The organism is Xanthomonas sp. NCPPB 1132, assembly GCF_056629235.1.
The window spans coordinates 3,002,452-3,018,156 of the sequence record NZ_CM152819.1 but is presented as its reverse complement, the minus strand read 5'-3'; the positions used below and the strand labels follow the sequence as shown (position 1 = coordinate 3,018,156).

General features: G+C 69.0%; 15 protein-coding genes. 9 read left to right on the top strand and 6 right to left on the bottom strand.

Features of this window, described 5'->3' with window-relative positions; all coding sequences use genetic code 11:
- Nucleotide 1: 1 nt before the first annotated feature.
- Nucleotides 2–445 (bottom strand): FKBP-type peptidyl-prolyl cis-trans isomerase, encoded by a 444-nt coding sequence (locus tag AC1G9L_RS12850; RefSeq protein ID WP_481069249.1) that lies wholly within the window; start codon nt 443–445, stop codon nt 2–4.
- A gap of 67 nt (nt 446–512) precedes the next feature.
- On the opposite strand from AC1G9L_RS12850, the gene AC1G9L_RS12845 reads away from it, so the two are divergent.
- Together AC1G9L_RS12845 and AC1G9L_RS12840 are read left to right on the top strand one after the other, a co-directional pair.
- On the top strand, nt 513–878 hold the full coding sequence (locus AC1G9L_RS12845) for a DUF6164 family protein (RefSeq protein WP_481069248.1): 366 nt from the start codon (nt 513–515) through the stop codon (nt 876–878).
- Nucleotides 879–975: 97 nt separating this feature from the next.
- A complete protein-coding gene (locus tag AC1G9L_RS12840) occupies nt 976–1,713 on the top strand; it encodes a sulfurtransferase (RefSeq protein WP_019800697.1) in 738 nt (245 codons plus the stop codon).
- A 134-nt stretch (nt 1,714–1,847) separates the two neighbouring features.
- Here AC1G9L_RS12840 and AC1G9L_RS12835 read toward each other — a convergent pair whose 3' ends face one another.
- Nucleotides 1,848–2,654, bottom strand: coding sequence for an SDR family oxidoreductase (locus tag AC1G9L_RS12835; RefSeq protein WP_481069247.1), 807 nt, complete (start codon nt 2,652–2,654; stop codon nt 1,848–1,850).
- A 475-nt stretch (nt 2,655–3,129) separates the two neighbouring features.
- On the opposite strand from AC1G9L_RS12835, the gene AC1G9L_RS12830 reads away from it, so the two are divergent.
- Nucleotides 3,130–4,128 carry an MsnO8 family LLM class oxidoreductase gene (locus AC1G9L_RS12830; protein ID WP_019802460.1) on the top strand — a complete coding sequence of 333 codons (999 nt, stop codon included), beginning with the start codon at nt 3,130–3,132 and terminating at the stop codon, nt 4,126–4,128.
- Between the two features lie 198 nt (nt 4,129–4,326).
- Nucleotides 4,327–4,515 (top strand): hypothetical protein, encoded by a 189-nt coding sequence (locus tag AC1G9L_RS12825; protein ID WP_019802461.1) that lies wholly within the window; start codon nt 4,327–4,329, stop codon nt 4,513–4,515.
- Nucleotides 4,516–4,548: 33 nt separating this feature from the next.
- Here the strand turns inward: AC1G9L_RS12825 and AC1G9L_RS12820 are convergent, their stop codons facing one another.
- Both AC1G9L_RS12820 and AC1G9L_RS12815 read right to left on the bottom strand, forming a co-directional pair.
- A complete protein-coding gene (locus AC1G9L_RS12820; RefSeq protein WP_010343419.1) occupies nt 4,549–5,211 on the bottom strand; it encodes an exopolysaccharide biosynthesis protein in 663 nt (220 codons plus the stop codon).
- Nucleotides 5,195–6,538, bottom strand: coding sequence for a CNNM domain-containing protein (locus tag AC1G9L_RS12815; RefSeq protein ID WP_019802464.1), 1,344 nt, complete (start codon nt 6,536–6,538; stop codon nt 5,195–5,197). The genes AC1G9L_RS12820 and AC1G9L_RS12815 overlap by 17 nt, the downstream gene beginning before the upstream one ends.
- 260 nt (nt 6,539–6,798) lie before the next feature.
- On the opposite strand from AC1G9L_RS12815, the gene AC1G9L_RS12810 reads away from it, so the two are divergent.
- Both AC1G9L_RS12810 and AC1G9L_RS12805 read left to right on the top strand, forming a co-directional pair.
- Nucleotides 6,799–7,425 carry a DUF47 domain-containing protein gene (locus tag AC1G9L_RS12810; RefSeq protein WP_010343421.1) on the top strand — a complete coding sequence of 209 codons (627 nt, stop codon included), beginning with the start codon at nt 6,799–6,801 and terminating at the stop codon, nt 7,423–7,425.
- A gap of 85 nt (nt 7,426–7,510) precedes the next feature.
- Nucleotides 7,511–8,632 carry an inorganic phosphate transporter gene (locus tag AC1G9L_RS12805; protein ID WP_010343422.1) on the top strand — a complete coding sequence of 374 codons (1,122 nt, stop codon included), beginning with the start codon at nt 7,511–7,513 and terminating at the stop codon, nt 8,630–8,632.
- 257 nt (nt 8,633–8,889) lie between these two features.
- Here AC1G9L_RS12805 and AC1G9L_RS12800 read toward each other — a convergent pair whose 3' ends face one another.
- Nucleotides 8,890–10,341, bottom strand: a complete 1,452-nt coding sequence (locus tag AC1G9L_RS12800; protein WP_481071126.1) for a S10 family peptidase — start codon at nt 10,339–10,341, stop codon at nt 8,890–8,892.
- A 207-nt stretch (nt 10,342–10,548) separates the two neighbouring features.
- Here AC1G9L_RS12800 and AC1G9L_RS12795 point away from each other — a divergent pair, with 207 nt between their 5' ends.
- On the top strand, nt 10,549–11,361 hold the full coding sequence (locus AC1G9L_RS12795; protein ID WP_481069246.1) for a CDP-diacylglycerol diphosphatase: 813 nt from the start codon (nt 10,549–10,551) through the stop codon (nt 11,359–11,361).
- Nucleotides 11,362–11,526: 165 nt separating this feature from the next.
- Here AC1G9L_RS12795 and parE read toward each other — a convergent pair whose 3' ends face one another.
- Complete coding sequence (gene parE / locus AC1G9L_RS12790) at nt 11,527–13,416, bottom strand: DNA topoisomerase IV subunit B (RefSeq protein WP_019800589.1); 1,890 nt, start codon at nt 13,414–13,416, stop codon at nt 11,527–11,529.
- 165 nt (nt 13,417–13,581) lie between these two features.
- On the opposite strand from parE, the gene AC1G9L_RS12785 reads away from it, so the two are divergent.
- Nucleotides 13,582–13,836, top strand: a complete 255-nt coding sequence (locus AC1G9L_RS12785; protein ID WP_010343426.1) for a hypothetical protein — start codon at nt 13,582–13,584, stop codon at nt 13,834–13,836.
- A gap of 137 nt (nt 13,837–13,973) precedes the next feature.
- Nucleotides 13,974–15,638 (top strand): CTP synthase, encoded by a 1,665-nt coding sequence (locus AC1G9L_RS12780; RefSeq protein WP_019799956.1) that lies wholly within the window; start codon nt 13,974–13,976, stop codon nt 15,636–15,638.
- Nucleotides 15,639–15,705: the final 67 nt, after the last annotated feature.

Genomic DNA, 15,705 nt, shown 5'->3' with positions numbered 1-15,705 from the left:
CTCAACGCGGCTGGACATCGAGCAGTTCGACCTCGAACACCAGCGAGGCGCCCGGCGGGATCACCCCGCCGGCGCCGCTGTCGCCGTAGCCGTAGTCCGACGGCAGCATCAGCAGGCGCTTGCCGCCCACGCGCATGCCGGCCACGCCCTCGTCCCAGCCGCGGATCACCTGACCACCGCCCAGCACGAAGCTGAAGGGCTGGCCGTGGTCGGCGGAGGCGTCGAACTTCTCTCCGCGCTTGTCCTTGGCGTGCTCGTCGTACAGCCAGCCGGTGTAGTGCACGGTGACGCGGCTGCCGGGGCGCGCCTCGGCGCCGTCGCCGACGCGCTCGTCGGTGGCCTGGAACGCGACGATGCTGCCGCCCGGCGGCGGACCCGGCGGCGTGCAGCCGCTCAGCAGCCACGCCGGCAACGACAGGCTCAACAGCAGCAGGATTCGGCGCATGCGGGACGTCCACGGCGGGCAGGGCGTGCAAGGGTAGCGCATCGCCGCAGCGGCTATCATGCGGCGCATGGCCAAACTGCTGCTCAACCTGCGCCACGTGCCCGACGACGAACGCGCCGACGTGTGTGCGCTGCTCGACGGCGCCGGCATCGGCTACTACGAGACCCGCGCCGGCACCTTCGGCATCTCCGCCGGCGGCATCTGGCTGCGCAAGGACGCCGAGCAGGCGCGCGCCAGGGTGCTGCTGGCCGAGTACCAGGCCGAACGTGGCCAACGCGCCCGCGCCGAGCGCGCCGCGGCGTTGCGCGACGGCAGCGCCGAGACCTTCGCCGGCCTGTTGCGGCGGCGCCCGCTGTTCGTGCTGGCGACGCTGCTGGGCATGCTGCTGGTCGCCTCGCTGGTGCTGCTGCCGTTCCTGCTGCTGCGCGGGTAGCGGCGCGCGCTGCAACACGCGTCGCCGGGGTGCCGGTGTGCGCTGGCGCGGCCGGATTCGCGCAGCGGGCATGCGCCGCAGGCTCTAAAATGCGCCGATGATCGCCAACACCGCCGCCTACCACTTCGTCGCCATCACCGACCCCGACGCGCTCGCCGCGCAGTTGCATGCCTGGGCGCAGGACGGCGACCTGCGCGGCACGATCCTGGTGGCGGGCGAGGGCATCAACCTGTTCCTGGCCGGTGCGCCGGCGGCGATCGACGACTTCTACGCGCAGTTGCGCGCCGATCCGCGCTTCGCCGACCTGCGCGTCAAGTCCAGCACCAGCGCACAGCAGCCGTTCGCGCGGCTGAAGGTCAAGGTCAAGCCGGAGATCATCAGCTTCCGCCGCGACGCATCGTCGCCGCTGGAGGCCGAGCGCGCGCCAACGGTGGCCCCGGCCACCCTGCAGCGCTGGCTGCGCCAGGGGCACGACGACGATGGCCGGCGCGTGGTGCTGCTGGACACGCGCAATGCGCAGGAAGTGGTCTACGGCACCTTCGCCGGAGCGCTGACCCTGCCGATCGTCAAGTTCACCGACCTGCCGGAGGCGCTGGCCCCGCATCGCCCGGCCCTGGCCGATGCCACCGTGGTCAGCTTCTGCACCGGCGGCATCCGCTGCGAAAAGGCGGCGCTGTGGATGCGCGCCGACGGCATGGACAACGTGCTGCAACTGGACGGCGGCATCCTCGGCTACTTCGAGGAAGTGGGCGGCGAGGGCTACGACGGCCGCTGCTTCGTCTTCGACGAACGCGTGGCGCTGGATCCGCAGTTGGAGCCGCTGGTGGGCGGCTGATTGTCGCGGGATTGGGGAGTCGGGATTGGGGATTGGCAAAGGCGGGTTGCTGCCAGCTAATGCACGTGGCCCGTCAGGCGAAGCAGCAGCGGCTTCAACGAATCCCCAATCCCGACTCCCCAATCCCCACGCCGTCAGGCGTACTGCATCTTGCGCGTCATCCCGCCATCGACCACGAACTCCTGGCCGGTGATGAAGCCGGCCTGGGCCGACAGCAGATAGACCGCCAGGGCGCCGATGTCCGGTGGCGTACCGACACGACCGACCGGATGCTGCGCATGGTCCTGCCGCGACAGCTTGGGCGTGCGCCGCGCATTCGGCTTGCGCCAGGCATCGGTCGCGATCCAGCCGGGGCTGATGCAGTTGACCCGCACCGCCGGCCCGGCGCTGATCGCCAGCGCGTGGGTGAACGCCACCAGCCCGCCCTTGGACGCGGCGTAGGCCTCGGTGTCCGGCTCGGACTGCTGCGCGCGGGTGGAGGCGATGTTGACGATGGCGCCGCCGTCGCGGCTGTCGCGCAATGCCGGCAGGGCGTGCTTGCTGCACAGGAACGCGCCGCCCAGGCTCGCCCCGAGTCGTCGGTTCCACTCCCGCAGCGACAGCCGTTCCAGCGGTCCGGTGTGTGGATCGGCGATGCCGGCGTTGTTGACCAGCCCGTCGATGCGGCCGAACCGGGCCAGCGCAGCATCGACGAAGCGGCGCACGCCGGCCTCGGCGGCCACGTCGACGCGGCGGAACAGCAGGCGCTCGCCGACATCCAGTTCGGTCACGCAGGCACGCCCGGCGTCGGCGTCGAGATCGCCGAACACGACCGTGCCGCCAGCCCCCAGCACCGCCTGCACCACGCCGCGGCCGATGCCTTGCGCGCCTCCGGTGACCAGCACCACACGGTCGCGCAAGGGCAGGGCGGGGACGGGGGCGGGCGGCGGGATCAGCGACATGGGGGCGACCGGGCGAGGGCAGGGGTGTCAGCCTAGCCAGCGCGCTGTGCAACCAATGTGGTAGTGGCGCTTGCGTTGATCGGATGATGCGAGGCTTCGCCCGTACCCTCATCCGCCCCTTCGGGGCACCTTCTCCCGGAGGGAGAAGGAAGAGGCCAAAGCCCCTCTCCCGTTTGGAGAGGGGTTGGGGTGAGGGTACGGAGCGCGTAGCGCCCGCATGGATCTGTCGACGCGAGGCTTCGCCCGTACCCTCATCCGCCCCTGCGGGGCACCTTCTCCCGACGGGAGAAGGGGGGAGCCAAGCCCCTCTCCCACCGGGAGAGGGGTTGGGGTGAGGGTACGGCGGCCAGCCAAGCATCCCGCCCCCACGCACACCCATCACACCCAGCGCAAATCAGCGTTCCGGCCACGGCCGCTGCAATCGGCAACCGGCGTCCCCACCTCGTCCGTATCGCCTGCAGGAACCCGCCGCATCATGATGCCGATCTCCATCCTCGACCTCGCCCCTGTCTGCGAAGGCAGCGACACCAGCACCGCCTTCGCCAACATGCTGGACCTGGCCCAGCACGCCGAACGCTGGGGCTACCACCGCTACTGGCTGGCCGAGCACCACAACATGCCCGGCATCGCCAGCGCCGCGACCGCGGTGCTGATCGGGCATGTGGCCGGCGGGACCAAGCGCATCCGCGTCGGCGCCGGCGGCATCATGCTGCCCAACCACGCGCCGCTGCAGGTGGCCGAACAGTTCGGCACCCTGGCCTCGCTGTATCCCGGACGCATCGACCTGGGCCTTGGCCGCGCGCCCGGCACCGACCAGGCCACGGCGCGCGCGTTGCGCCGCTACTTCGACAGCGCCGACCAGTTCCCGCACGACGTCGCCGAACTGCTGCGCTATTTCGAGCCGGCGGTGGACGGGCAACTGGTGCGTGCCGTGCCCGGCGCCGGCATCGAGGTGCCGGTGTGGCTGCTCGGCTCCAGCCTGTTCAGCGCGCGCCTGGCCGCGGCGATGGGCCTGCCGTTTGCTTTCGCCTCGCATTTCGCGCCGGACGCGATGGACGAGGCGCTGGTGGTGTATCGCCGCGAGTTCCGCGCGTCGGCGCGCCTGCAGGCGCCGTATGCGGTGCTGGCCTTGAACGTGGTGGCCGCCGCGTCCACCGAAGAGGCGCGGCGTCTGTTCACCACCCAGCAGCAAAGCTTCGTCAACCTGCGTCGCGGCCGTCCCGGGCTGATTCCGCCGCCGATCGACGACATCGAAGCGTTCTGGGCACCGCACGAGAAGCTGGGTGTTGAGCGGGCGCTGGCCTGCACCGTGCTCGGCGATCCCGGCACGGTCGCGCAGGGTCTGTCGGACTTCGTCGCGCGGCACCGCCCGGACGAACTGCTGTTGACCGCGAACATCCACGATCACCCGGCGCGCTTGCGCTCGTTCCAGTTGGCGGCGGAGGCATGGACCCAGGTCGCTGCGGCCGCCTGATGCGCGCAGTTGCGCAGGTGTCTACGAGCGCAGACGCACCTGGGCGATAAACGCCGCACTCCTGTTGATGAACATCACAGCACGCACGGCTTTCACGATGTCTTGATTTTGCCCGGTATGTGATCGTGGTGCGTCACGCATCAGCGTGGCGTTCGGCCCAGGACATGGCCGTACAACGACGCGAACAGGGGATCGGCAATGAACGCACAACATCCGATGGCGCCGGTGCACGAATGTGGATTGGAGGCGGCACTGCAACAGCTGAGCAAATGCCTGGAGCGCGTCCGCGGCCAGGCGACCGAGCGGTCGACCCAGAACGCCTCGCCGCGCCAGGCGCACATGCGTAACGTGTTCGCCAACGAGACCGGGCTGTACCTGGTGAAGTGAGCGGGTGGCGCTGCGCGCTGCCGCCGCGATGCGTCAGCGCAGCTTCTGCATCCATTCCCGGCCCAGGTCGACCACCTGGTCCGAAGCCAACCCCAGGCTCAGCGCCACCGCGATGCTGCCCAGCCACGACAGCAGCATCAGCCCACCGTCCCGTTCCAGCAGCGCCAGCGCGAACAGCAGCAGCATCGCGCCGAAGGCGTAGTTGGTGAACGGGATCGGCAGCGACAGCAGGATCCCCAGCACGACCAACAGCAGGCCGCTGAACGCACGCGCCGGCAGGGTGTCGACCAGCGCCGGCAGGCGCGGCTTGAGCAGCCGGTCCAGGCGCCGCAGCCACGGCGCGATGCGGCCGACGAAGCGCTGCATGGTGCGGCGGCGCGGCCCGCGCTCGCCGATGAAGCGCGGCAACCACGGCTTGCGCAGCCCGATCAGCATCTGCAGGCCGATCAGCGTCACCAGCGGCCCGCTGATGCCGCCGGCCAGGCCCGGCACCGGCAGGAACGCGGGCAGGATCGCCACGAACAGGAACACGCCGAACGCGCTCTGCTGCAGATCGGCGAGGATCAGCCGCAGCCGCAGGTGTTCGTCCGGGTCGCCCAGGACGAAGGTATCGAGCAGGGTGCGGATGCCCTCGGCGCTGTAGCCGTGGTCGCCGTCGTGCGGCGCACCGCCGGGTGCGTCACCCGGTGATGTCATCGCTGTTCTCGTCCTGCAGCCTGCGCAGCAGCAGCTTGTCCACGCGTGCGCCGTCCAGGTCGACGATCTCGATGCGCCAGCCGGCCCAGTCGAAGAACTCGCCGGCGTGCGGGATGCGCCCGAAGTAGTAGATGCAAAGGCCGGCCAGGGTGTTGTAGTCGCCTTCCTCGGCGCTGGGCAGCTCGGCGCCACCGAGCAGTTCGCGCAGCTCCTCGATCGCGAGCGAGCCGTCGATCAGCAGCGAGCCGTCGGCGCGGGTCACCACCAGCGCGTCCTCGTCGGCGGTGTCGGCCGACTGCAGGCGCCCGACCACCGCGCCCATCAGGTCGCTGATCGTCACCAGGCCCTGGATCTCACCGTACTCATCCACCACCAGCGCCATCGACTGCTGTTCCTCGCGGAAGATCTCCAGCAGCTTCATCGCGTGGGTGGACTCGGACACGAACAGGGTGTCGCGCAGGCTCTGGAACAGCTGAGTGGCGTCGCCGTCCATGCGCGTGACCAGCGACTTCACCTCCAGCACGCCGGCGATGTCCTGATCGCTGCCGCGGTACACCGGGTAGCGCGAGAACTCGTGTTCGCGCATCACCTGCAGGTTGCGTTGCGGCTCGGCGTTGGCGTCGAGCCAGGCGATGCGGTTGCGCGGGGTCATCAGGCTGTCCGCGGTGCGGTCGCCCAGGCGCATGACCCGGTTCATCATGTCGCGCTCGTGCGCGTCGATCACGCCCGCCTCGTGGCTCTCGGCCACCAGCATGCGGATCTCCTCTTCGGTCACCGAAGCCGATTCCTCCTTGCCCAGGCCGAGCAGGCGCAGTACCAGCCGGGTCGAGCGCGACAGCACCCAGACGAACGGCGCGGCGGCCCGGGCCAGCCAGCCCATGGGAATGGCGACGAAGCCGGCGATGACCTCCGATCGGGTCAGCGCAAGGCGTTTGGGCACCAGCTCGCCGAAGATCAGCGTCAGGAAGGTGATCAGCACGATCGCCAGGGTCTTGCCGATCAGCGCCGACCACGGCTGCGGGTCGCCGAACAGGGTGAAGTTGGCCGCCAGCGCCGGGAACAGCGCCTGCAGCTTGGCCGCGATCGCCACGCCCATGGCCTCGCCGCCGAAGGTGCCGGTGAGGATGCCGATGGCGGTGATGCCGATCTGCACGGTGGACAGGAAGTGCTCGGGGTTCTCGGCCAGCGCCAGGGCCTTGGCCGCGCGCGTGCTGGACTGGGCCATCTGCTTCAGCCGGCTCTTGCGCGAGGTCATCAGCGACATCTCGGACATCGCGAAGAAACCGTTGAGCAGGATGAGGGCTGCAACGATCAACAGTTCAAGCATGTGCGCGCTCCTTGGCGCCAAGGAAAGCGGGGACATGGGCGCCGTTGCGGCGCAGGGGAGGGGGGCTGGGGTTGTCGTCCATAGGGTGCGCCCGCGAAGGGCGCGGCGGCGATGGTAACAAACCCGGGCGGGGGCCGCGTCCACGCCGCGCCGACATGGCCCGGGGCCTGCCCAGCGGCCGCGACTACCCGCAGGTGTCAGCAAACAGTCATAATTCCGCCCCAGTGCCGTCCTTCCCGCGACGGCGGGAAGCGCGTTGCATGTTTTCGTTGCAGACCATCTTCGGTTCCGGCAAGCAGTTCTACACCCTGCTCGACGAGGCGGCACAGGCCGCCTACGACAGCACCAAGGCCCTGCACGCGATGATGCGCGAGTCCGACCGGCAGCCGGCGCTGGACGCCTTCAAGCTGGCGCGCCTGCGCGAGCGCGCGGCCTCGGACAAGATCGGCCAGGCGCTGGTGGACAGCTTCATGACCCCGATCGAGCGCGAGGACATCGAGGCGCTGGGCTCGGCGCTGTACAAGATCCCCAAGCAGGTGGAGAAGTTCGCCGACCGCTACTCGCTGGCGATCCAGCACCTGGAGCACATCGACTTCGCCCCGCGCGCGGCGATGCTGGAGCAGGCCGCGGCGGTGGTGGTGGAGATGGTCCACGACCTGCGCAACATGCACCTGGACCGGATGAGCGCGCTCAACGACAAGCTGCGCTCGCTGGAGAACGAGGCCGACCGGCTGATGCTGGAGCTGTACCGCGACATCTACTCCGGCCGCCTGGACAACCTGCAGATGTTCCTGCTCAAGGAGTTCTTCGAAATCCTGGAGAAGGCCATCGACCGTTGCCGCGAGGCCGGCGTGGTGGTCTACCAGATCGTGCTGAAGAACTCCTGATGGACGCGCTGCGGAGTAGCTGCCCGCGCGGCCGTGGCGCCCTGCGCGCGCCGGCCGCCGCCGCCGCGTGCGTGGAGGCGCGCCGATGCTGAGCCTGGTCCTGATCGTGATCCTGGCGGCGCTGGTGTTCGAATTCATCAACGGCTTCCACGACACCGCCAACTCGATCGCCACGGTGGTCGCCACCAAGGTGCTCAGCCCCGGCTGGGCGGTGATGCTGGCCGCGGCGATGAACCTGGTCGGCGCGCTGACCGGCACCGCGGTGGCGATGACCATCGCCTCCGGCCTGCTCAACACCGACGTGGTCGCGGTGACCCCGCAGGTGGTGCTGTGCGCGCTGCTCGGCGGCATCGTCTGGAACCTGATCACCTGGTGGAAGGGCCTGCCGTCCTCGTCCTCGCACGCGTTGATCGGCGGCCTGTGCGGCGCCGGCCTGGCCGCGGCGCACAACGACTGGGATGCGCTGATCTGGTCGCAGACCGTCGGCGACTGGGCCAAGAACAAGGGCCTGCTGTGGAAGGTGTTCGTGCCGATGGTCACCTCGCCGATCGCCGGCTTCCTGCTCGGCATCGCGGTGATGCTGCTGCTGTGGGCGGCGATCGCCGGCCTGGCCAGGCTCGGCGGCCCGCTCGGGCGGCTGGCGCGGCCGCGCTGGGTCAACGCCTTCTTCGGCAAGGCGCAGATCGCCTCGGCCGCGTACATGGGCTACGCGCACGGCCACAACGACGCGCAGAAGACCATGGGCATCATCGCCATGACCCTGATCGGCGCGCAGAGCACCGGCGCCCTGGACGACCTGCCGTCGTGGCTGGCGTTCCTGCATCCCGACGCCCATCAGGGGCAGGGCATCGCGACCTGGATCGTGCTGACCTGCGCGGTGGTGATGGCCGCCGGCACCGCCTCCGGTGGCTGGAAGATCATCAAGACTCTGGGCCACAAGATGGTCAAGCTGCATCCGATCCACGGCTTCGCCGCGGAGACCAGCTCGGCCACGATCCTGACCCTGGCCGCGCACTTCGGCATGCCGGTGTCCACCACCCACAGCATCTCCACCGCGATCATGGGCGTGGGCTTCGCCAAGAACCCGCGCTCGCTGCGCTTCGGCGTCATCGAACGCATCGTCTGGGCCTGGATCCTCACCATTCCCGCCGCCGCCGGCGTGGCGTATCTGATTTTCCGCGGATTCGCCTTGGCTGGGTGGGTGTGAGGGAGCCGGGAATCGGGAGTAGGGAAACGGGAATCGTAAAAGCATAGATTTCCCGCGAACGGTGACGATGTCGCCCTCCGAAAGGAGTCTGGATACGGCTTACGTCCTCTTGTCGCAGCGAGTGTTGCCTGCGTGGCGACGTCGCGCAGCCGAGTGACTCTATCGCGATAGCACTCCCGAACCACGCAGGTCGGGGTATCGTCTCGATGACTGGGGAACCGCTTTTGCGATTCCCCATTCCCAATTCCCCATTTCCATCAATTCGCCCGATACATCGCCAGAACATCCTGCCGCAACGCGCGCTGGCTGTCGGCGCGGTTGTAGAACATGTGGCCGCCGGGGTAGTTCTTGACCTGCACGCGGGTGGGGTCGTTGCCCATCACCGGCATCTGGTCCACGGTCAGCACCGAGCCCATGAACGGGCACGACAGGTCGTTCCAGCCGTGCACGATCAGCACGCGTAGCTTCGGGTCGATCGCCACCGCCTGGCGCAATTGCGTCACCGAGCCCTTGCGCAGTTCGTCGTCCCAGTCCCACAGCCGGTTCACGTCGTAGTTCAGCGCCTCGTAGCGGGCGTCGACCTTCCAGCCGACCACGCGGGTCACGAAATCGACCATCGCGGTGGTGGTGGGGGCGATGATGCTGTCCAGCAGCGGGTCGTTGGCGCGTTGCTCGGGGGCGTTGGGGAACGGGTCGAAGGCGGTGACGTTGGAGTCGTAGCGGCTGCCCAGTTCGCCCTTGTCGCGGAACACCTCGCGCAAGTAGGCCTGGGTCTCCAGGCGGCCGCCGGCGCGGCGCACGAAGGCCGGGTCCAGGCCGGTCATCGCGGTCACCTGCTGGATCATGCGGGTGGTGCCGGCCGGGTCGGAGCGCCCGCGCAGCAGCGCGGTGACGTAGTCGCCGCGGGTGTAGTCGATCACCTGGCGCATCGCCTCCGGGGTCAGCTTGCCCTCGCGTTCCAGGCGTGCGGCGGTGATCGACGGCAGGGTCAGCATCCACGGCAGCGGCGAGACGTCGCCGTTGTCGTCCAGGGTCGGGTTCAGATACGGCGAGACCAGGACCACGCCGTTCATCGCCACGCCGAGCTTGGTCTGCAGGTAGTGGGTGATGCGCGGGCCGCGGAAGCCGCCGTAGCTTTCGCCGACCAGGTACTTGCGCGACTGCAGGCGCTGGTTCTTCAGCAGCCAGTCGTAGATGGTGCGCGAGAGGTACTCGATGTCGGCCTGCGGGTTGTAGAACTGCTTCTTGGCCTGCTCGTCGGGCACGCGCGAGCGGCTGAAGCCGGTGCCGACCGGGTCGATGAACACCAGGTCGGTGAAGTCCAGCCAGGTGCCGGGGTTGTCGCGCAGCTGCGCCGGCGCCGAGGCGCTGTCGCCCTCGCTGCCGAACGCCACCACCTTCGGCCCGATCGCGCCCAGGTTGAGGTACACCGAGGCCGCGCCGGGGCCGCCGTTGAGCGCGAAGGTGACCGGACGGTCCTTGCCGTCCATGGTGTAGGCGGTATAGACCACGTCGGCGACGACCTTGCCCTGCTTGTCCTTCACCGGCAGCGTGCCGACCTTGACCGTGTAGCGCAGGGTGCGGCCGTCGAGCTGGGTGGATTGGCTGGTCTGCGCGTCGGCCGGCAGGGGCGCCGGTTCGACGGCGGCGGGCTTGTCGGCCTTGTCGGCGTTCGCCGCATCGGCGTCGGCGGCCAGTGCCGCGGTCATCGGTGTCGCCGCCAGCAGCACGGCCAGCAGCACGGAGGGGAAGGTCGGCACGGGCGGTCGCTCGCAGGGAGGGAGCCGGCATGCTAGGCCGCGGCGCCGGCGCGGCGGATGTGCACAAAGCCATGGTCGGCGGCAGTGCACCGCGCCATGCCGGTCATCGGCGCTGGCTACAATCCTCGGCTCGTCCCGTACTCCGATCCGTCACGCATGCCTTCAGTTCGTTTCCAGCTGCCGTTGTGCCTGTCCCTGGTTGTGCTGCTGGCCGGTTGCGCCGGTGCGCCGCCGCCGGTGGCCGACTCGCCGGCCGCGCACGATGCGCATGCGCACGATCGGCATCGCCTGTGGCGATTGGTGAGTACGCGTTGCCTGCCGCAGGCGCGGCTCGGTGCCGATCCGGCGCCGTGCAGCGACGTGCATCCCTGGCCAGGCGAACGCTATGCCTTGATGAAGGACCTGCGCGGCGACTACCAGTACCTGCTGATCCCGACGGTGCCGGTGAGCGGGATCGAGGATCCGCGCGCGCGCGGTGCCGGCGCGCCGAACTGGCTGGGCCTGGCCTGGCAGGCGCGCACCCGGGTCGAGCGGTTGTTGCAGCGGCCGCTGCCGCGCGAACTGACCAGCCTGACGATCAATCCGCCCTCGGCGCGTTCGCAGGACCAGTTGCATATCCATATTGATTGCCTCGCGCCGCAGGTGCGCGACCAGTTGCAGGCGATGCAGGCGGCGATCGGCCCCACTTGGGCGCCGTTGCCGCAGCCGCTCCACGGGCACGCCTATCGGGCCATGCGCCTGGACGGCGAGGCGCTGGAGGCGAATCCACTGACCCTGCTGGCACGCGCCCTGCCGCCGCACCAGCACATGGCCCACCAGACCCTGGCGGTGGTCGGCGCGGAGTTCGATGGCCGTCCGGGCTTCGTGCTGCTGGCCGCCACCGCGCTTCCCGGTGATGGGGTCGGTGCGGAAGAACTGCAGGATCACGACTGCACCGGCGTGGTGCCGGCGGCGCCTGCGCGCGGCTAAGCCCCAGGTGGCGGTCGATCGCCGGTTGCCTGACTAACAGGCGTGCTGGTGCGAAAGCCCAGGCTCCGCCGCCGGGCTTCAGCCGCGACAGGGCTTTCCCGACAACGCCAGGTCGCGGCTGAAGCCGCTCCTGCGACGGCAGCAAGCAGCCGCGCTTGCGTCGCCTCAGACCTCCAGCGACGCCAGGTCGCCCTTGGTCTCCAGCCACTGCTTGCGGTCGCCGGCGCGCTTCTTGGCCAGCAGCATGTCCATCAGCGAGCGGGTCTGGTCGCCGTCGTCCACGGTCAGCTGTACCAGGCGCCGGGTGTCGGGGTGGATGGTGGATTCGCGCAACTGCTGCGGATTCATCTCGCCCAGGCCCTTGAAGCGGGTGACGCTGACCTGGCCCTTGATCTTCTCGCGTTCGATCTTGTCCAGCAGCGAGCGCTTCTCTTCCTCGTCCAGCGCGTAGAACACCTGCTTGCCCACGTCCACGCGGAACAGCGGCGGCATCGCCACGAACACGTGGCCGGCGCGCACCAGGGCGGGGAAGTGGCGCAGGAACAGCGCGGTCAACAGGGTCGCGATGTGCAGGCCGTCGGAGTCGGCGTCGGCCAGGATCACCACCTTGCCGTAGCGCAGGCCGTCGATCTCGTCCTTGCCCGGGTCGCAGCCGATCGCGATCGCCAGGTTGTGCACTTCCTCCGAGGCCAGCACGCTGCCGGAGGCCACTTCCCAGGTGTTGAGGATCTTGCCGCGCAGCGGCAGGATCGCCTGGAAATCCTTGTCGCGGGCCTGCTTGGCGCTGCCGCCCGCCGAGTCGCCCTCGACCAGGAACAGTTCGGTGCGCGACAGGTCCTGGCTGATGCAGTCGGCCAGCTTGCCCGGCAGCGCCGGGCCCTGGGTGACCTTCTTGCGCACGATCTGCTTCTCGGTCTTCAACCGCGCGCTGGCGCGGTCGATGGCGATCTGCGCGATGCGCGTGCCGGTCTCCACGTTCTGGTTCAGCCACAGGCTGAAGGCGTCGTGCGCGGCGCCCTCGATGAAGCCGGCGGCCTGGCGCGAGGACAGGCGTTCCTTGGTCTGGCCGCTGAACTGCGGGTCGGTCATCTTCAGCGACAGCACGAACGCCACGCGGTCCCACACGTCTTCCGGCGCCAGCTTGACGCCGCGCGGCAGCAGGTTGCGGAAATCGCAGAACTCGCGCAGCGCGTCGGTGAGGCCGCTGCGCAGGCCGTTGACGTGGGTGCCGTGCTGCGCGGTGGGGATCAGGTTGACGTAGCTCTCCTGCACCAGTTCGCCTTCCACCACCCAGGCCACCGCCCAGTCGACGATCTCGCGGTCCTTCTTCAGGCTGCCGACGAACAGCTCGGCCGGCAGCAGCTCGCGCTCGGCCAGTTCGCCGCGCAGGTAGTCGCGCAGGCCGTCCTCGAAATACCAGGTGTCCTGCTCGCCGGTGGCCTCGTCGTGCAGCTTGACGGTCAGGCCGGGGCACAGCACGGCCTTGGCGCGCAGCAGGTGGCGCAGCGCGCGCACCGCGAACTTCGGCGTGTCGAAATACTTCGGGTCCGGCCAGAAACGCAGGCGCGTGCCGGTGTTCTTCTTGCCGACGCTGCCGACGATCTCCAGCTTGGAGGCGGCAAAGCCATCGGCGAAGGCCATGCGGTACTCGTTGCCGTCGCGCTTGATGAACAGTTCCACCCGGGTGGACAGCGCATTGACCACGCTGACGCCGACGCCGTGCAGGCCGCCGCTGAAGGTGTAGTTGCGGTCGCTGAACTTGCCGCCGGCGTGCAGCCGGGTGAGGATCAGTTCGACGCCGGAAATCTTCTCTTCCGGGTGGATGTCCACCGGCATGCCGCGGCCGTCGTCGGACACCTCGCAACTGCCGTCCTTGTACAGCGTCACCTCGATGTGCCGGGCATGGCCGGCCAGAGCCTCGTCGACGGCGTTGTCGATGACTTCCTGCGCCAGGTGGTTTGGCCGTGCGGTGTCGGTGTACATGCCGGGCCGGCGCTTGACCGGGTCCAGGCCAGAGAGAACTTCGATGTCGGCGGCGTTGTAGCGGGTATTCATGCGTCTCAGCAGGTGGCGCGAAGCAGATCCGGAAGTGTGCGGTCTGCGGCGGTTTTTTGCACGTCGCCGGTGTTCAGGGCGGGTGCGGGGGGTCCACGCTACGCTGGCCCTGGAAAAACCGCGACGTCGCCCACATCTTCGTCGCACGCCCCAAAGGAGTCCGCCATGAACGTTCGCAAGCTGTTGACCCTGGCCGCCCTGGTCGCCGCCGCGGTGGCCGTGCCGGTCGCGATGGCCCAGGCGCAGAGCGCCGATCCGGCCGCCTCCGGTGCCGCCGCCTACGAGGCGCAGGTCGCCAAGGAAAAGGCCGAGGCCGACGCCAAGGCCAAGCGCCGCGCCGCCGCGGCCGCCGAGCACAAGGCCGGCAAGGATGCGGCCGCGCCGAAGAAGGAAGAGGAAGAGGAAGCGCGCAAGCCTTGAGTTTGCGCACGGTTTCCTGCACACGACGCCCCGGTCGCCCGGGGCGTCGCTTTTTTGTGGGGCGGCTGTTGCGCAAAAGCGCTTGGGCAAATCCGCTTCACCCGTTAAACTATGGCTTTCCGGGAGGCCTTTGAGCCATGACCCCCCTGATCTTCGTTACCGGCGGCGTAGTGTCCTCGCTTGGCAAGGGCATCGCGGCCGCTTCGCTTGCGTCCATTCTCGAAGCACGTGGCCTGTCGGTCACGATGATGAAGCTGGACCCCTACATCAACGTCGACCCGGGCACGATGAGCCCGTTCCAGCACGGCGAGGTGTACGTCACCGACGACGGTGCCGAGACCGACCTGGACCTGGGGCACTACGAGCGCTTCGTGCGCACGCGCCTGTCGCGCAAGAACTCGGTCACCACCGGACGCATCTACGAGAACGTGATCCGCAAGGAGCGGCGCGGCGACTACCTAGGCGCCACCGTGCAGGTGATTCCGCACATCACCGACGAGATCCGCCGCTGCGTGGATGAAGCCACCGCCGGCTACGACGTGGCGCTGGTCGAGATCGGCGGTACCGTCGGCGACATCGAATCGCTGCCGTTCCTGGAAGCGATCCGCCAGGTGCGCACCGAGCGCGGCGCCGAGAAGGCCATGTTCATGCACCTGACCCTGGTGCCGTACATCGCTGCGGCCGGCGAACTGAAGACCAAGCCGACCCAGCATTCGGTCAAGGAACTGCGCTCGATCGGCATCCAGCCGGACGTGCTGCTGTGCCGCTCGGAGCAGGCGATTCCGGATTCGGAGCGGCGCAAGATCGCGCTGTTCACCAACGTCTCCGAGCGCGCGGTGATCAGTGCCGCCGACATCGACGTGCTCTACGGCATGCCGCTGGAATTGCACCGACAGGGCCTGGACGAGATCGTCATCGAGCAGTTCAAGCTGCGCGACAAGGTCGGCGCGGCCAACCTGTCGGAGTGGGAAGCGGTGGTCGATGCGATCAAGCATCCGCTCGACGAGGTCACCATCGCTGTGGTCGGCAAGTACGTGGACCACCAGGATGCGTACAAGTCGGTCGGCGAGGCGCTCAAGCACGGCGGCCTGCGCCAGCGCACCAAGGTCAACCTGAAGTGGCTGGAAGCGCAGGACCTGGAAGGCAGCGACATGGCGGCGCTGGCCGACGTGGACGGCATCCTGGTCCCGGGCGGCTTCGGCGACCGCGGCTTCGAAGGCAAGGTGCTGACCTCGCGCTATGCGCGCCAGCACGGCGTACCGTACTTCGGCATCTGCTACGGCATGCAGGCCGCGGTGGTCGACTATGCGCGGCATGTCGCCGGGCTGGATGCGGCCAACAGCACCGAGAACGACCGGCAGTCGCCGTACCCGGTGATCGGCCTGATCACCGAGTGGCGCACCGCCAGTGGCGACGTGGAGAAGCGCGACGAGAAGTCCGACCTCGGCGGCACCATGCGCCTTGGCCTGCAGGAGCAACGGCTCAAGCCGGGCACGCTGGCGCGCGAGCTGTACGGCAAGGACGTGGTGGCCGAACGCCATCGCCACCGTTACGAGTTCAACAACCGCTACCGCACCCAGCTCGAGGACGCCGGCCTGGTGATTGCCGCCAAGTCGATGGACGACACCCTGGTGGAGATGGTGGAACTGCCGCGCGAGACGCATCCGTGGTTCCTGGCCTGCCAGGCGCACCCGGAATTCCTGTCCACGCCGCGCGACGGCCATCCGTTGTTCATCGGCTTCGTGCGCGCTGCGCGCGAACGCAAGGCGGGTGGGAAGTTGTTGAAGGAAGCGCGCGCGTAGTTCCTTCTCCCTGTGGGAGAAGGTGGCGCGAAGCGCCGGATGAGGGTGCGGGGCGAAGCCTCGCGGA